The sequence below is a fragment of the Shimia sp. R9_3 genome, from assembly GCF_017743755.1.
Lineage (GTDB): Bacteria > Pseudomonadota > Alphaproteobacteria > Rhodobacterales > Rhodobacteraceae > Shimia.
This window is the reverse complement of sequence record NZ_JAGHRP010000002.1, coordinates 278,791-294,836: the sequence shown is the minus strand read 5'-3', so window position 1 is coordinate 294,836 and position 16,046 is coordinate 278,791. Positions and strand designations below refer to the sequence as shown.

Sequence of the window (16,046 nt, the reverse complement as noted above, 5' to 3'; positions counted from 1 at the left end):
AGGTCTCATGGCCGAAGAGGTGATTCCGGACGAACTCGACATCACAGACGAGTTGATTGCCGAAAGACGAACAGAGCAGCCGGGCGAAACACCCGAAGACATGACCCCATGGCAAAGGCCGATCACAGCCGCCATTGACGTTCTCAACATGTGGGCGGGCCGTCTGATTTGTCTGCTGATGATCCCGCTGATCCTGGCCATCGTGTTTGAGGTCTTCTCGCGCAACATGTTCGCGATCCTCACCCAAAATGGCATGCACGACGTCGCCACCGCCTGGGGCCTTGGTCCAACGCTTTGGGTATATGACATCAGCCGAATGATCGGTGGGGTGCTCTTTATGGCCGCCGCGGGTTACGCCCTCCTGCGCGGGGTACATATCCGCGCTGATTTTCTCTACCGCACATGGTCCCCCAAGACCCAGGCCACCGTCGACGCGACACTCTACATGGCGTTCTACCTGCCTGCGATGTTGTTCTTCACATGGGTGTCGACCGAGTATTGGCTCAAAGCCTTCCTCGTGAACGAGACCGCTGCGGACAGCACATGGGCGCCCATTCTCTGGCCCGCACGCCTTGCCATGCCCGTCGGTGCGGCGCTTCTATTCTTGCAAGGTTTCCCCGAACTCTTCCGCGCGTTCCACCAGATGGGCAAAGAGCGGGAGCGCGTCTTCCTGCGCATCCTACCCTTCTACGTCATCGCCCTCGCAACCGTCACCGTGGGTGTGTTCTTCCCTGACATCCTGCCACTGGGCGACGTCTGGGAAAGCGTGTTTGGCAAAGGCCCCGGCATCGCAAAACCAACCATCGGCCTGATCATGCTGGCAGTGATGCTCTTCGCCATTTTTGTCGGCTTCCCGATTTCATTCACGCTGATCTTTCTTGGCTTTGTCTTCGGCACATGGGGCGCGAATTTCAAACTCGCGACCTTCCTGATGACGCTGCAAACCAACTCCGTGATGCTGTCTGATCAACTGGTCGCCGTCCCACTCTTCATCTTCATGGGCATTGTCATGGAGCAAGCCGGTCTGATGGAGCGCCTGTTTCAAGCGGTTCAGATGATGATGAGCCGCACCCGTGGCGCGCTCTTCATCGCCGTCTTGTTTGTCTCCACAATCTTTGCCGCGGCCACCGGCATCGTTGGTGCCTCGGTCACCATTCTCGGCATTATGGCGGCACGCACGATGAACAAATCAGGTTACGACGTGCGCCTTGCCGCAGGCACCATCACCGCAGGCGGCACGCTTGGCATTCTGATCCCCCCGTCCATCATGCTGATCGTGATGGGGCCGGTGCTCGAAGTGCCGGTCACAGACCTCTTCCGCGCAGCCATCATACCCGGGATCATGCTCGCCGGACTGTATCTCCTTTATTCCTTGGGTCGTTGCTGGCTCAACCCAGATCTCGGCCCTATTCTGCCGCCCGAAGAACAGCCGGAAACCTCGCCCTACTACCTGCTTGAAGTGGTGTTGGTGATGGCCTCACTGGTCTTCCTGATCTGGCTCATCACGCGCGGGCTGATTGAAGGTTTCGGTTTCCCGCTTGGCGCGCTTGTGGTGCCCTGCGCTTGGGTCGGCGTGATGTTCGCCGTCTATGGCTGGCTCAACAAAGTACGCCCCGGCGGTTTCTACTTCTCAGAGCTTTGGTATGAATTCTTCATGGGTCTTGTGCCGCCCACGGTTCTGATCGCCTTCGCGCTTGGCTCCATTCTGGCGGGCTGGGCCACCCCTGCGGAAGCCTCGGCCTGCGGAGCCTTTGGGGCCATCGTGCTCTCCGTGCTCTATCGCAAATTCACCCTTCCGGGACTTTACGATGCGCTGCTCAAAAGTCTTGAGATCACCGTGCTCATCATGTTCCTCGTGGCAGCCTCCAACTTCTTTGGCGCGGTGTTCTCCAACCTTGGCACCCCCAAGATGCTGACCGAGCTGCTCCTGTCCCTCGACATGAGCCCTGTTCTGATCCTGATGCTGATCATGGCGCTGATCTTCCTGCTGGGCTGGCCTCTGGAATGGGTGCCTATCGTGCTTATCATCGTGCCGATCCTGATCCCCACGGTCACCTCACTAGACCTCGGTTTTGAAAACACCAATGACCTACTGGTCTGGTTCGCCATCCTCGTCGCCGTGAACCTGCAAACCGCCTGGCTCAGTCCACCCGTGGCGCTCTCGGCCTACTTCCTCAAAGGCGTCGTTCCGGAGTGGGACCTGCGGGACATCTACTTCGGCATGATGCAGTTCATGGTGATCCAGCTGATTGGCCTCACCCTGATCTTCCTCTTCCCGCAAATCGCCCTCTGGCTGCCCAACTTCATTTACGGGCAATAACCATGCAGGCACAGAAATCTCCTTTGGCCTATCTGAAGTGGGCGCTGATTGTCACCGTGGTGGGCTTGTTCCTCTCCGCATGGCTGGGCTGGGAAACCGAAGGCACCATCAACGGGATAATCTCTTTCCTGTTGATCGGAGCTGTGCTCGCAGCTTTGGAAATCGCCCTCTCGTTTGACAACGCCATCGTCAACGCAAACAAGCTCGAAGACATGACCCCGGTTTGGCAGCGCCGCTTCCTCACTTGGGGCATCCTCATCGCCGTCTTCGGCATGCGGATCGTCTTCCCGCTCCTGATCGTCACCGTTTTTGCCTGGCTCACACCCCTTGAAGCCCTGCGCCTCGCCCTGATCGCACCAGAGCAATACAGCCACATCATGCATCAGTCCCACAGCTCTATCGCGGCCTTTGGCGGGACGTTCCTGATGATGGTGTCCCTCACCTTCTTTGTGGATGAGGACAAATCCGTGGACTGGCTCAAAGGCCTAGAATGCCGTCTAAAAAAATGCGGCTCCGTCCGCGGCTTTGAAATCGCGCTGGTTCTGGTGATCGTCGTTTCGATCTCCATGGCGCTGCCGGAATACAAACGCACAAACTTCCTCTTTTCCGCCATCATGGGCCTCTTGGTCTTCACCATGGTGGACGGGCTCGGCACATTCCTCGACAACTCCAACAAAGCCATGATCAACGCCGGAGCAAAAGGCGGCTTTGGCGCGTTCATGTACCTTGAGGTCCTCGACGCGAGCTTCTCCTTTGACGGCGTGATCGGGGCCTTTGCGCTGACCTCCAACATCATCCTGATCGCCATCGGCCTTGGCATCGGCGCGATGTATGTGCGCTCCATGACAATCATGCTCGTGGAGAAAGGCACTCTGCAGCACTTCCGCTACCTCGAACACGGCGCCTTTTACTCGATCTTCGCTCTCGCCCTGATCATGTTCATGCAATCGCTTTGGCATGTTCCCGAGATGATAACCGGCGGCGTGGGGGTGATGATGATCGGCTTGGCGCTCTTTTCCTCCATCAGACACAACCAACGCGAAAACAACGAACTTTCCCGCTCATGAGGATCCCATCAATGGCTCGCACCTATCTGAAGAAAGCAACGCTGACCCCCAAATCCGATGCCTCTGACGTGCATGAAACCGTGAAAACGATCCTGAATGACATTGAGGCCGGGGGCGATGCGAAGGCGCTGGAGTATGCGGCCAAGTTTGATCAATACGACGGTCCAACTCTGATGACACAGGCCGACATTGACCGCGCAGCAGAACTGGTGCCGGACAAACTCAAGGATGACATCCTCTTTGCCTATGACAACGTGCGCCGCTTTGCTGAGATGCAGAAAGGCACGGTGCAAAACTTTGAAACGGAACTGATCCCCGGTTTCATCACCGGGCAAAAAGCCATCCCCGTCGACGCCGCAGGGTGCTACGTGCCCGGCGGGCGCTACAGCCATATTGCCAGCGCCATCATGACAGTCACCACCGCGAAGGTCGCCGGTTGCCGTCATATCACCGCCTGTTCACCGCCCCAGCCGGGGGTCGGTGTTGCCCCGGCCATTGCCTATGCCGCCCATATCTGCGGCGCAGACCGTATTCTCGCCATGGGCGGCGTGCAGGGCGTGGCAGCCATGACCTTTGGCCTATTTGGCCTGCCCAAAGCCAATATCCTCGTCGGCCCCGGCAACCAGTTTGTGGCCGAAGCCAAACGCATCCTCTTTGGCCGCGTTGGCATCGACATGATCGCAGGGCCCACCGACAGCCTCATCCTCGCGGACAGCACCGCTGATCCTCATATCGTGGCCACAGATCTCGTCAGCCAGGCGGAGCATGGCTACAACTCTCCGGTCTGGCTGGTCACCGATGACCGCACCTTGGCCGAAGAGGTGCTCACCCGTGTGCCCGATCTGATCGCCACCTTGCCTGAAGTGAACCGCGACAACGCCACAGCGGCGTGGCGAGACTATGCTGAGGTTATCCTCTGTGAAAATCGCGAAGACATGGCCGCCACCTCGGATGAATACGCCCCTGAGCACCTCACCGTGCAGGCCGCTGACCCCGATTGGTGGCTCGATCGCCTGACCAGCTACGGCTCGCTGTTTTTGGGCGAAGAAACCACTGTTTCTTACGGCGACAAGGCCGCAGGCACCAACCATGTGCTGCCCACGTCCCGCGCCGCCAGCTACACCGGCGGACTTTCTGTGCACAAATATATGAAGATCGTGACTTGGCAACGCGCCACCCGCGAGGGGTCGCGGCCAGTGGCAGAAGCCACCGCGCGCATTTCCCGCCTTGAAGGCATGGAAGGCCACGCCCGCGCCGCAGACGCCCGACTTGCCAAATACTTCCCCGGTGAGAACTTCGACCTCTCTGCCAATGGATGACCCGCGTGCGCTCTTTGATCTGACAGGCAAGACCGCCTGCATCACGGGCGCCAGCTCCGGCCTTGGCCGCCGCGCAGCACTTGCCCTCGCAGCTGCTGGGGCAAACGTGATTGGCGTTGCCCGCCGCCAAACAGAGTTGCTGACATTGGTAGAAGAGATCGGCGAACAAGCTGGGTTTGTCGCGTTTGACATCACAAGCCGGAACGATCTCTCCAAACTCAGAACAGCCGTCTCAGCCCCCTTCGGGCCGCCTGACATCCTCATACACGCTGCAGGGATCAACACGCGCCAGGCCGCAGACGAGGTGACCCCGGAAGGCTGGGATGTCACGCTGAACCTAAACCTGACCGCCCCTTTCTTCCTCAGCCAGGCCTTTGCGCCTGCCATGAAGGCCAAGGGCTGGGGGCGCATCGTCACCTTTGCCTCTTTGCAAACCACCCGCGCCTTCCCCGGTGGCATTGCATATGGCGCAAGCAAAGCAGGTGTCGCGCAGCTTACGCGCGCCATGGCAGAGGCTTGGTCGCGCCACGGCATCACCGCCAATGCCATCGGTCCCGGCTTCTTTCCCACGGAACTCACACAGCCGGTGTTTGACGATCCCGACCGCGCAGCCCGCTACGCCGTTCAAACCTGCATCGGGCGCAACGGCGAGCTAACTGACATCGACGGCCCGCTTTTGTTTCTTTGCTCAGACGCTTCCGCCTATACTACCGGACAGGTCCTGATGGTCGACGGAGGATACACCGCAAAATGAAAGCCCTGATCTACGACGCGCCCCAAACGCTCCGCTTTCAAGACGTCCCCATGCCCGCGATGCAGGAAAGGGATGTGCTGGTCCGTGTCGAAGCCGTCGGGATCTGCGGCTCTGATATGCACGCATTCCTCGGTCATGATAGTCGCCGCCCAGCCCCGCTGATCCTTGGCCATGAGGCCGCGGGCGTGATTGAAGAAGGGCCTGAGAAAGGCCAGCGGGTCACAATCAATCCGCTGGTGTCATGTGGCGACTGTGCCGCGTGCCACACCGGCCGGGAAAACCTCTGCCCGCAGCGGCAGATCATCTCAATGCCCCCGCGTGAGGGGGCCTTCGCTCAATTTGTCGCCATCCCGCCGAGCAATCTTGTCACCGTGCCGGAGGATATTGCTTTGACAAAGGCCTCTCTGGCAGAGCCTTTGGCGGTGGGCTGGCACGCTGCGCGGTTGGGGCTCGAAGCCCTTCATCCGGCAATGGAGCCACGCGCCCTTGTGCTTGGCGGCGGTGCGATCGGCTTAGCGAGCTATCTATGCCTGCGCGCCCAAGGGCTGCCCACGGTGGACATCGTCGAGCCCAACCCCGAGCGCGCAGAATTCCTGAGCGCACACTGCGATGCGCGCATCCTCACAAAACCAGATCGGGCCGCACCCCTCGTGGTGGACGCAGTTGGCATCGCGGCCACGCGGGCTGCGGCATCAACCCACGTTGAACCCGGCGGGGTCGTCACGCATATCGGATTAGGAGACGATGCAGGCGGATTGGACATCCGGCGCATGACGCTTCAGGAAGTGACATTCATCGGGACCTACACCTATTCGATGCAGGATTTCCGCGACACAGCACAGGCTCTTTTTGCTGGCGAACTCGGCGCATTGGAATGGTTTGAGGAACGGCCACTGGCAAGCGGCCCAGCCACCTTTGAAGCGTTACAGGCCGGAAACGTCGCCGCGCCAAAAGTGATACTGGCTCCTTGGGATTAGGCACCTACGCCGGTCTTTTTGGGGCAGCGCAAAGGAGATGACGATGTACGACAAAATCCTCGTGCCCATGGCACTCAACCACGACATTTCGCCGGAAACTCTCACCGCAGCGAAAGCGCTCAGCAAACCGGGTGGCGAGATCATTGCGCTACACGTCTATGAAGCCCCCCACAGCATGGCCAAAGCCGCATTGGGAGAGAAGATGCTGCGACAGGGTTTTGACACCGCCAAAGCCCTGCTCGAAGAAAAGACCTCAGCACATCCAGAGGTTAAACCGGTGATTGTGACCGGCCACAGCTACCGCACAATTGTGGAATATGCGGCAGACAATGACATCGGCTGTATCGTCATGGCCTCTCACAAGCCTGATTTCTCTGATTATCTGCTTGGATCAACCGCGGCGCGGGTGGTGCGCCATGCTGCCTGCTCAGTGCTGGTCTATCGCAGTTAAAGACCTTTAGGGGGAGCGGTACGCTTAAGACGCTTTTGCAAAGATACCGTTTTGATCTTCGATCTCGGTCTTCAGCACGCCTCGCAAGTCCTGCAAAGACAGCGGCTTGCTGAGGACTTCGCCCACGTTCAAGGCGCGCGCGCCAGCAATCAACTGAGCGGCATGCGCGGAAGCACTCGGCCCACCCGTAATGAAGCGAATACGCAAATCGCGATCGATTTTGTTGAGCGACTGAATAACTTCGATACCGTCCATCACCGGCATCTGAATATCCACCAAAAGCAGCGCAGGGCCGCGCTCTTCCCGGACTTTTGCAAGCAGTTCCACCCCATTTTGGCAAATGGTCACAGACCACCCTTCCAAAATGGCGACTTCAGAGCAGAACTCCGCAAAATCAGCATTATCGTCGGCAATATATAACCGCATCTTATGTCCACCCGACAAAACAAAGGCGCTCACTACACTTGAAAGATGTGGTGTCAAGAGGCGCAGTCACGGCCTGAGTCATTCCAGCCCCTTCATTCGTTAACAAATGCCTCGGGTAATAAAGATTAACAGAAGTCGCGCGCGGTACTCTTGGCGAATTTTCGCCATCTTCGCCCCGTTCGACAAAGTCTTCCCAGTATACCCCAACCCAACAACCCAAAGGTGTTTGCGCTAACGAGATCATGGGCGTATATCCAGCCTCGCTTTTGCGAGCTTAGGGAAAATCAGGACATTTGCCTCACCCAGGTATGCTGCGCTGCCTATGACTTTTGGCGGAGCTTTGAGTGCCAAGTCCCCGCTGCGCAGAACCCACGGGCAAGTCTTTGCGAAACAACACAGATTGATTGGGCACCCCAAGATGACACTGAAGACTCTTCAACCGCATCACAGCTATAGCGCTGGCCTACGTGGTGCCATGCACATGATCATGGATGTCCTTGCTTCTGCGACAACGGTCTCCGTTCTCATCGCCATGGTGCGAGTTGAACAATTCGGGCCGAGTTTTCTGACCCTCGTTGTGTTGTTGGTTGGCACCTGCATTATCCCGTTCTTCGTGCTGCGTAAGGACGAACACATCAAACTGCGCGCAGCAATTATGATCGCAGGCAATCTGCTGGGCATAGGCTTTACCGTCATGACCCTCGGCGTTGTTGCCACCTCTATGATCGCCACCCCGTTCTTCTTTGCTCTGGGCGCCGCTGTATTCAACCCAAAGGCGATTCAGTCAATCCTGGCCGCCACAGCACTCACCTTGCTGACCATTGCCGGCCTTTTCCTTACAGGCCTATTGCAAGCCCCCGAAATCACTATGCGTGAGTGGAATATCGCCTTTGGCAATTGGGTGGTCACTCTTTTTATAACGCTCGTATTCTGCCAACTGATGATTTTGCTGATTCACAGCCTGAAACGGTCCTGGCAGGACACCGACAGCGAATCATCTGAAAAGTTCTCACAATTTGAAGCGCTGTTTGAATATGCCCACGAGGCGATTGTCATAATGGATGTCGAACTTGGACATTTCATTGCAGCCAATTCCAAAGCCGAAGCCCTCTTTGGCATGCCACGCGAAAAACTGGTCGGAAGCCCGGTCTTCGCAGAGATAAGCCCGGAATATCAGCCTTCTGGCCAGCTCTCCGAAAAACGGGCGCAGTTGCTTTTAAAACAAGCCCTGACCGGAGAACATCCTACGTTTCAATGGACCCATCTTAATGCAGAGGGCAAAGAGATCCCCTGTGAGATTTCACTGTCGCGCATCCCGCCATTTGAAGAGCAACTGGTGCGTGCCTCCATCGTGGATATTTCTGGCCGTCTGGCGGAACAGGCGCAACGCGAGGAATTGCAAAACCGCCTTGCAGCCTCTCAGAGACTTGAGGCCATCGGCCAACTGACAGGCGGAGTTGCCCACGACTTCAACAACCTGCTCGCCATTGTGCTTGGCAATCTAGAGCTTCTGCGCGAGCGCACCGACGACCCCAGCCATTTGCGTTTGCTGAAGCCAAGCATCGATGCCACCCTACGCGGTGCAGATCTGACCCGCAATATGCTCAGCTTTGCGCGCCGCGCACCTTTGTCGCCAAGCCGCCTCGATCTCAACGAACTCGTAAAGGAAACCCATTCCTGGACCGGCCGCACCCTGCCCTCAAACATCGCGGTCCACACCATCTTTGAGGATGCTCTCTGGCCGGTCAACGCCGACCAAAGCGCCGCGGAAAGCGCTTTGATCAACCTCATCCTGAATGCCCGGGACGCGATGGCAGATGGCGGCGCATTGACGCTGAAGACAGAGAACATCACCGCGAACCACCAAATCTCAGATGCGCAAGGCAATGTTCTTACGCCTGGGCAATACGTAATGGTCTCCGTGCATGATACCGGCATAGGCATGCCTGTCGAAACGCTGAAAAGAGTGTTTGAACCATTCTTCACAACCAAATCCACCGGCAAAGGCTCCGGACTTGGGCTCTCTATGGTCCTTGGGTTTATGCAGCAATCCGGCGGCGTGGTGCTCGTTCATTCCACGCCTGAGGAAGGCACAGTCTTCGAGCTCTATTTCCCAGCAACCGATAGCACTCAGGAGCTAATGCAGTCAGACCTTACCCACCCGGAGGCACCTATCATCACCAGAGATTGCCGCATCTTGCTAGTCGAGGACCAAGCCGAAGTGCGCGAGGTGCTTCAGGAAATGCTTCAAGCGGATGGCCATAAGGTCGTCACCACCAAAACCGCTGATGAGGCCAAAACTCTGTTTGATAGCGATCCTGCATTTGACCTGCTGCTGACAGATGTCGTTATGCCCGGCACACTTCAGGGCACCACGCTTGTCAAATCGCTGCGAGAAAAGGTCCCGGATCTGCCAGCGATATTCATGTCGGGCTATGCCTCAGAAGCCTTGCAAGCGGAGAACATAGATCCTGAAGACCTGCGCCTGACCAAACCCGTGCAGCGCTCAGAACTGCAAGCCGCCATCGCCCAAACCATTTCCGGAGCCAAAGCCTCGTGAAGATCCTAGAGGCCGATGCCACAGGGCGGCTAAACAATTGATACCCAAAGGGGCGGTCTGATTTTCGCAGGAAGCCCATATTAAGATCCTAGGGCGAGGATTTCACCGGACCTTGGGACACATCACATATACGACTGGCCCGGTGAAAGAAGACCCGCCCAAGAGGGGCGGGTCAAAGTGATGTTTTTAATCGTACAGAACCGCTTGGATCTTTGGCTCGTCGATGTTGGAAGCATCGTAGTAGTAGAAGCCTGTGTCGATCAGCGCAGGCACTTCTTCGCCTTTGGTCGCCATCACAGCCGCTTTCACGGTTTCATAACCGATGCCCACAGGGTTCTGCGTGATCGCACCTGCCATCAGACCGCTACGGATCGCATCTTTCTGCGCTTTACCGCTGTCATAACCAATGATCACCAGACCTTCGGTGCCCAGCTCCTGCACACCATTCACAACACCGATTGCGGAGCCTTCGTTGGTGCCGAAGATACCGTTCAGATCAGGGTTCGCCGTCAGGATCGCCTTAGTCACCTCTGTGGATTTCAGGTGGTCGCCCTGACCGTACTGAACAGTCACAACTTCGATGTCTGGGTATTTCGCCTCGATGCGGTTCACAAAACCATCGCGACGGTCAATGCCGGTGCGGCTGGTTTGGTCGTGTGCAACAACGGCCACTTTGCCTTTGCCGCCAATCAGCTCCGCCATTTTGTCTGCGGCCATGCCAGCTGCCAGTGCGTTGTCGGTGGTCGCTGTGGAAAGCGGGATGTCGCTGTCTACACCGCTGTCAAAGGCCACAACCGGAATGCCCGCGTCGTTGGCCTGACGCAGCAGAGGGATCGCCGCCTGGCTATCCAGAGCCGCAAAGCCGATGGCCGCAGGCTTGTTGGCCAGCGCCGCTGCCAGCATGTCGATCTGACGGTCGACCATGGTCTCATTGTCTGGACCTTCAAAGGTGATGCGCACCCCAAACTCATCCGCTGCCTGCTCAGCGCCCAGCTTCACCGCCTGCCAGAACTGGTGCTGGAAACCTTTGGAAACCAGCGGGATATACATTTCATCTTCGGCCACTGCCATAGAGGCTGGCGCACTCATCACGGCGGCGCTCAAGGCCCCCAAAATAAAACGACGTGTTAGCATGATATTCTCCTCCATATTGGTCACGCTTTTTTCTTAGTTCGAGGTGCAAGAGGCGCCCCCATGTGCGCCCCTCGCGTCAGGCCTCAGCCCGATTTCTTGCGGCGCACCATGTCGGCATAAACCGCCAGAATGATGATCGCGCCGGTCACAACGGTCTGCCATTCCTGAGCAACCGACAGCACGCGCAGGCCATTGGTCAGCACCGCCATAATCAATGCGCCGATCAGAGTGCCCAGAATGGTGCCGCGTCCGCCAGACAGTGAGGTGCCGCCGATCACCACAGCCGCAATCGCTTCCAGCTCATAGCCAAGGCCCAGTGCCGGTTGTGCAGAGTTCAGGCGCGATGCGATCAGAATGCCGCCAATGCCGCAGATGCCGCCGGCCAGCGCATAGATGCGCATTTTCCAGCGATCGGTGTTTACGCCAGACAGGCGCACCGCTTCTTCATTGGAGCCCAGCGCAAAGGTGTAGCGCCCCAGCACCGTCTTGCTCAGAATGTAGGACGCCGCCGCAGCCACAAGGAACAGGATTAGCACGCCATTGGGGATCGGCAGGGCCGGAAAGATCTCTCCAATCAGCGAACCACGGGAAATCTGATCAAAGCCCGGTGTGTCGTTGAAGTAGATTGGCCGTGTGCCCGAAATCACCAGCGACAGGCCCTTCAGGATCAGCATCATGCCAAGTGTCGCAATAAACGGCGGGATCTTCATCTTGGCCACGAAGGTGCCCGAGCACAGACCACAGAGCGCCCCGGCCCCAATCGCCGCTGCAACGCCCAGCAGAAGCGGCATTCCCAGATAGGTCAGCACAACCCCGGCAATCACCGCACAGAAGGTCATCAATGTGCCCACCGACAGGTCAATGCCCCCGGTGATGATCACCAGCGTGGCCGCCACGGCCAGCACGCCGTTCACCGAAGTCGCCTGCAAAATGGCGATCATATTGGATGTCTGCATGAAGTTCGGCGACGCAATCGAGAAGCCGATCAACAACACAATCAAACTCGCAAACGCCAGAAGCTTTTGGTACGCCCCGGAATCTCCGAGCCCGGACAAGGGCGATTTTTCGTTTACGTCGGTTGCGGTGCTCATTGTACTGTCTCCGTTACATGCATGACCGCCTCGCGCTGGGTCGCCAATTGCATGATGTCTTCTTGAGTGGTGTCCTTGCCGCCGGGCAAAATCCCGGTCAGCCGCCCTTCGCACATCACCGCAATCCGGTGGCTGAGGCGCATAATTTCTGGCAGCTCAGAGGAGATAACGATAATCGTCTTTCCGTCCTCGGCGAGCTCTTCCAGCAGTTTGTAGATTTCCGACTTCGCCCCCACGTCGATGCCACGGGTCGGCTCGTCAAAAATCAAAATATCGCAATCGCGCAGCAGCCATTTGGCGATCACCACTTTCTGCTGATTGCCGCCAGACAGCAGGCGCACTTCCTGCGTATCAGACGGTGTGCGAATGCCCAGCTGGCTGATGTATTTCTGTGCCGTCTCCGCCATGCCCGCATCATTGAGCACCCCCACAGAGGTCGAGAACAGATCCATCGATGCCAGCGCAACGTTGTCCCGTACATTCATTCCGGTCGCCAGACCAAAGTGTTTGCGGTCCTCCGACAGATAGCCAATGCCCGCTTCCACAGCGTCGCTTGGGGTTTTGATGCTGACCTTTTGGCCATGCACTCTGATCTCCCCGGCCTCTTTGACATCAGCCCCAAAAATCGCGCGCGCAACTTCGGTGCGCCCGGCCCCCATCAGCCCGGCAAAACCAAGGATTTCACCGCGTTGCACGGAGAAGCTCACATCCTGAATTTCGCGCCCCCGGCTCAGGCCGGACACTTCAAGCGACACCTCAGCACCAGTCAAATCCGGCACTTCAAGCGGCTCTTCGGTCACCTCTCGGCCCACCATCATTGAGATGATCTGGCTGATCGGTGTCTCCGCGGCCTCAACCACGCCAACATATTCTCCGTCGCGCATCACGGTCACACGGTCCGCGATCTGCTTCAGCTCATCCATCTTGTGACTGATGTAAACAATACCTACGCCTTCGGATTTCAGACGGCGAATGATCACAAACAGCTCCGCGATCTCCGCATCATTGAGCGCCGCAGTCGGTTCATCCATGATCAGAACCTTGGAGCGGAAAGACAGCGCTTTGGCGATCTCCACCATCTGCTGTTTGGCAATAGTCAGGCTGCCCACAATCGTCTTAGGATCGAGCTCAAGGTTCATCGACGCAAAGATCTCGGCCGTCTGCGCGTTCAGCGCCACCTCATCCAAGCGCCCAAAGCTCTTGCGCGGCTCCCGCCCGATAAAGATGTTCTGCGCGACCGTCAGGTCATTCATCAGGCTCAACTCTTGGTGGATGATCCCAATCCCAAGATCCTGCGCCTCGCTTGGCGTCGTCGGGCTGACTTCCTGCCCGTCAATCTTTAGAACACCGCCATCGCGCTGATAGATCCCCGAAAGGATTTTCATCAATGTGCTCTTGCCAGCCCCGTTCTCGCCCATCAGTGCGTGAACTTCGCCCGACATCAGATCGAACTGCACCCGCTTGAGCGCATGTACGCCGGGGAAAAATTTATCGATCCCCGTCATTTCGACCAGTTTATTCATGGTTCCTCCCAAATTCCCGCCCTCCCAAGCAGTCAGCGCAGCGTTACATCACCGCGCCAATTTGCCAGGGGACAAACTCGACCCCGCCAAAGCCAAGTTCCTCACTCTTCGTCCGCTCGCCCGAGGCCACACGGATCAAAATCTCAAACAGCTCTTCGCCCTTAGTCTCGATGCTCACGCCATCGGTCACGATGTCTCCGCAGTTGAGGTCCATGTCTTCTGACATGCGGGCATACATTTCTGAGTTGGTGGACAGCTTGATGCAGGGCGTCGGCTGATAGCCGGACACAGAGCCGCGACCGGTGGTAAACACGATCAGGTTTGCACCGGAGGCCACCTGCCCCGTTACAGAGCATGGGTCAAAGCCGGGGCTGTCCATAAAGACAAAGCCGTGTTTGTCGATGATTTCCCCAAACTGGTAGACATCGCGCATTGGCGCTGTTCCGCCTTTAGCAACGGCCCCCAGCGATTTTTCCAAAATGGTGGTCAACCCGCCGCGCTTGTTGCCAGGGCTTGGGTTGTTGTCCATCTCGCCGCCGTTGCGCTCGGTGTAGTCTTCCCACCAACGCACGCGCTCGATCAACTTTTCCCCAACTTCAAGGCTTTCCGCTCGCCGGGTCAAAAGATGCTCAGCGCCGTAGATCTCCGACGTTTCAGACAAAATAGTCGTGCCACCGTGGCGTACCAGCAGATCAGAGGCATAGCCCAGCGCCGGGTTGGCAGTGATACCGGAATAGCCATCTGAGCCACCACATTGCATGCCCACAGTGATCTCACTGATGGGCGCAGGTGCCCGCTCAGCTTTGTTGGCCATCTCGGCAATCCCGCGCAGCTGCTCAAGCCCGCGTTCAATTGTCTTACGGGTGCCACCTTCGTTCTGAATGGTCATATAGCGCAGCGCGCCATCTGCGCGGATCGGCTGACCGCCCACCAGATCGGCGACCTGCATCACCTCGCAGCCAAGCCCAATCAACAGAATGCCGCCAAAGTTCGGATGTTGCGCATAGCCCGCCAGGGTGCGGAACAAAGTGGCATATCCTTCATTGTCGCTCGACATGCCACAGCCTGTGCCATGCACAATCGGCACGACCCCGTCCACATTCGGAAACTCTTCGAGCAACCCCGATTTCTCAGCCGCTTCGGCGATAAATCTCGCCACAGAACCGGAGCAATTCACCGTCGTCAGAATGCCGATGTAGTTGCGTGTACCCACTTTACCGTTGCTGCGGTGATACCCTTGAAACGTCCGGGCGTCGGTAATGCTCTGCAAAGGGTAAGACGCGCTTGCATGAGCATAGTCTTGCTGATGTGCGCCCATCCCAAGGTTGTGCACATGCACATGCTCACCCGGTGCGATATCCGCTTTGGCTTGCCCGATAATCTGGCCGTATCGGATCACGTTTTCACCCTTGGCGATCGGCGCAACAGCGATTTTATGCCCCCGTGTGACAGAGCCTACCAAAGGCACAGGAACCAAATCCAACTGCTCCGCAGCTGCGATCTCGCGCAGCGCAATCACGACATTGTCAGACGGGCTGAGTCGCAGCACGTCGCCACTAGAGCTTTGTAAATTATGATTTTTATGCGGTGCTTGCATCGTCTTCTCGCTTGCTTTCCCTATTTTGCTAGGCCGCAATTCGCCACTTGTCAACTAACATGTTAGCATGGTAGAAATTTTAGCATGAACCAAATCATTGATATCGACGCCAGTCTTTTGCGCGAAACAGTCCCTTCAGAAGGGTCGCTCGCTCAGCGCGTTTATCTCTCCGTAAAAGAAGCCATTTTGGCGCTGGACTTCCCGCCCGGCGCGAACTTGAGAAAAGCGCCAATTTGCGAGCGCCTCGGCGTGTCCCGTGCGCCAGTAACCGAAGCCATCGCCCGCTTGGCGGCCGAAGGCCTGGTCGACGTCGTGCCCCAGTCCGGCACCCACGTGTCCTATTTTTCCATGTCAGAGATTCGCGAAGGCGTGTTTTTGCGCGAAGCGCTGGAGCTTGCGACGGTTGCCAAGGTCACGCGCGACCTTACGCCTGAACAGCGCAAGCTACTGAGCCGCAACATGCGCCTGCAGGAACTCATGATCGAGGATGAGGACATCACAGGTTTTTATCAGGCCGATGAGGATTTCCACAATTTGCTGATGGAGTTCACGGGCTTCCACCGACTCCCAGCGGTGGCGCAGTCGGTCTCCCTGCAGGTTCGGCGCGCGCGCCTTCTGCTTTTGCCCACACCCGGTCGAATTTCAGAAACTCTGGTAGAGCATCGCGCGATTTTTGACGCCATTTGCGCCGGAGACGAAGCCGCAGCGCAGAGTCAGATGCGCCACCACCTTGGCCAGCTCATGCCCCGCATTGAAACCCTGCACGACACAAAACCCGAATTGTTCAACACCCCCTAAACCGCCCAGCGCGAGACCAGAGAGTTGCC

General features: G+C 57.6%; 13 protein-coding genes. 8 read left to right on the top strand and 5 right to left on the bottom strand.

The annotated features are described in order from the left end of the window. Nucleotides 1–7 precede the first annotated feature (7 nt). From J7412_RS05975 to J7412_RS05950, 6 genes are read left to right on the top strand one after another with little or no spacing between them, the layout of a single operon-like run. Nucleotides 8–2,320 carry a TRAP transporter large permease subunit gene (locus tag J7412_RS05975; RefSeq protein WP_209077841.1) on the top strand — a complete coding sequence of 771 codons (2,313 nt, stop codon included), beginning with the start codon at nt 8–10 and terminating at the stop codon, nt 2,318–2,320. Further along, nucleotides 2,317–3,387: a DUF475 domain-containing protein gene (locus J7412_RS05970; RefSeq protein WP_348540148.1), complete on the top strand. Its 1,071-nt coding sequence runs from the start codon at nt 2,317–2,319 to the stop codon at nt 3,385–3,387. The genes J7412_RS05975 and J7412_RS05970 overlap by 4 nt, the downstream gene beginning before the upstream one ends. Before the next feature lie 11 nt (nt 3,388–3,398). Continuing rightward, nucleotides 3,399–4,706, top strand: a complete 1,308-nt coding sequence (gene hisD, locus J7412_RS05965) for a histidinol dehydrogenase (protein ID WP_209077840.1) — start codon at nt 3,399–3,401, stop codon at nt 4,704–4,706. Then, nucleotides 4,699–5,460 carry an SDR family oxidoreductase gene (locus J7412_RS05960; RefSeq protein ID WP_209077839.1) on the top strand — a complete coding sequence of 254 codons (762 nt, stop codon included), beginning with the start codon at nt 4,699–4,701 and terminating at the stop codon, nt 5,458–5,460. The genes hisD and J7412_RS05960 overlap by 8 nt, the downstream gene beginning before the upstream one ends. After that, complete coding sequence (locus tag J7412_RS05955) at nt 5,457–6,437, top strand: alcohol dehydrogenase catalytic domain-containing protein (protein WP_209077838.1); 981 nt, start codon at nt 5,457–5,459, stop codon at nt 6,435–6,437. The genes J7412_RS05960 and J7412_RS05955 overlap by 4 nt, the downstream gene beginning before the upstream one ends. A 43-nt stretch (nt 6,438–6,480) precedes the next feature. Beyond that, nucleotides 6,481–6,888 carry a universal stress protein gene (locus J7412_RS05950; RefSeq protein WP_209077837.1) on the top strand — a complete coding sequence of 136 codons (408 nt, stop codon included), beginning with the start codon at nt 6,481–6,483 and terminating at the stop codon, nt 6,886–6,888. Between the two features lie 24 nt (nt 6,889–6,912). Here the strand turns inward: J7412_RS05950 and J7412_RS05945 are convergent, their stop codons facing one another. Next, complete coding sequence (locus J7412_RS05945) at nt 6,913–7,371, bottom strand: response regulator (RefSeq protein ID WP_209077836.1); 459 nt, start codon at nt 7,369–7,371, stop codon at nt 6,913–6,915. 361 nt (nt 7,372–7,732) lie between these two features. Between J7412_RS05945 and J7412_RS05940 the strand changes: the two genes are divergently transcribed. Continuing rightward, nucleotides 7,733–9,874 (top strand): ATP-binding protein, encoded by a 2,142-nt coding sequence (locus tag J7412_RS05940; RefSeq protein WP_209077835.1) that lies wholly within the window; start codon nt 7,733–7,735, stop codon nt 9,872–9,874. 186 nt (nt 9,875–10,060) lie between these two features. Here the strand turns inward: J7412_RS05940 and J7412_RS05935 are convergent, their stop codons facing one another. The 4 genes from J7412_RS05935 to J7412_RS05920 all read right to left on the bottom strand — a co-directional run bounded on the left by J7412_RS05935 (nt 10,061) and on the right by J7412_RS05920 (nt 15,219). Next, nucleotides 10,061–11,008 carry an ABC transporter substrate-binding protein gene (locus J7412_RS05935; protein ID WP_209061382.1) on the bottom strand — a complete coding sequence of 316 codons (948 nt, stop codon included), beginning with the start codon at nt 11,006–11,008 and terminating at the stop codon, nt 10,061–10,063. 83 nt (nt 11,009–11,091) lie between these two features. Next, on the bottom strand, nt 11,092–12,099 hold the full coding sequence (locus tag J7412_RS05930; RefSeq protein ID WP_209061384.1) for an ABC transporter permease: 1,008 nt from the start codon (nt 12,097–12,099) through the stop codon (nt 11,092–11,094). Then, the gene (locus tag J7412_RS05925) at nt 12,096–13,622 is read right to left on the bottom strand and encodes a sugar ABC transporter ATP-binding protein (RefSeq protein WP_209077834.1); all 1,527 of its coding nucleotides are present in this window, start codon (nt 13,620–13,622) and stop codon (nt 12,096–12,098) included. Before J7412_RS05925 ends, J7412_RS05930 begins: the two co-directional genes overlap by 4 nt. A 43-nt stretch (nt 13,623–13,665) precedes the next feature. Next, a complete protein-coding gene (locus J7412_RS05920; RefSeq protein WP_209077833.1) occupies nt 13,666–15,219 on the bottom strand; it encodes an altronate dehydratase family protein in 1,554 nt (517 codons plus the stop codon). An 84-nt stretch (nt 15,220–15,303) separates the two neighbouring features. Here J7412_RS05920 and J7412_RS05915 point away from each other — a divergent pair, with 84 nt between their 5' ends. Then, the gene (locus tag J7412_RS05915) at nt 15,304–16,017 is read left to right on the top strand and encodes a GntR family transcriptional regulator (protein ID WP_247743788.1); all 714 of its coding nucleotides are present in this window, start codon (nt 15,304–15,306) and stop codon (nt 16,015–16,017) included. Nucleotides 16,018–16,046 lie beyond the last annotated feature (29 nt).

Bases quoted from the DNA above. Each gene is read 5' to 3' on its own strand.
- J7412_RS05930 (WP_209061384.1), bottom strand. From the start codon at position 12,099: ATGAGCACCGCAACCGACGTAAACGAAAAATCGCCCTTGTCCGGGCTC.
- J7412_RS05915 (WP_247743788.1), top strand. From the start codon at position 15,304: ATGAACCAAATCATTGATATCGACGCCAGTCTTTTGCGCGAAACAGTC.
- hisD (WP_209077840.1), top strand. From the start codon at position 3,399: ATGGCTCGCACCTATCTGAAGAAAGCAACGCTGACCCCCAAATCCGAT.
- J7412_RS05920 (WP_209077833.1), bottom strand. From the start codon at position 15,219: ATGCAAGCACCGCATAAAAATCATAATTTACAAAGCTCTAGTGGCGAC.
- J7412_RS05950 (WP_209077837.1), top strand. From the start codon at position 6,481: ATGTACGACAAAATCCTCGTGCCCATGGCACTCAACCACGACATTTCG.
- J7412_RS05955 (WP_209077838.1), top strand. From the start codon at position 5,457: ATGAAAGCCCTGATCTACGACGCGCCCCAAACGCTCCGCTTTCAAGAC.
- J7412_RS05935 (WP_209061382.1), bottom strand. From the start codon at position 11,008: ATGCTAACACGTCGTTTTATTTTGGGGGCCTTGAGCGCCGCCGTGATG.
- J7412_RS05960 (WP_209077839.1), top strand. From the start codon at position 4,699: ATGGATGACCCGCGTGCGCTCTTTGATCTGACAGGCAAGACCGCCTGC.
- J7412_RS05925 (WP_209077834.1), bottom strand. From the start codon at position 13,622: ATGAATAAACTGGTCGAAATGACGGGGATCGATAAATTTTTCCCCGGC.
- J7412_RS05940 (WP_209077835.1), top strand. From the start codon at position 7,733: ATGACACTGAAGACTCTTCAACCGCATCACAGCTATAGCGCTGGCCTA.
- J7412_RS05975 (WP_209077841.1), top strand. From the start codon at position 8: ATGGCCGAAGAGGTGATTCCGGACGAACTCGACATCACAGACGAGTTG.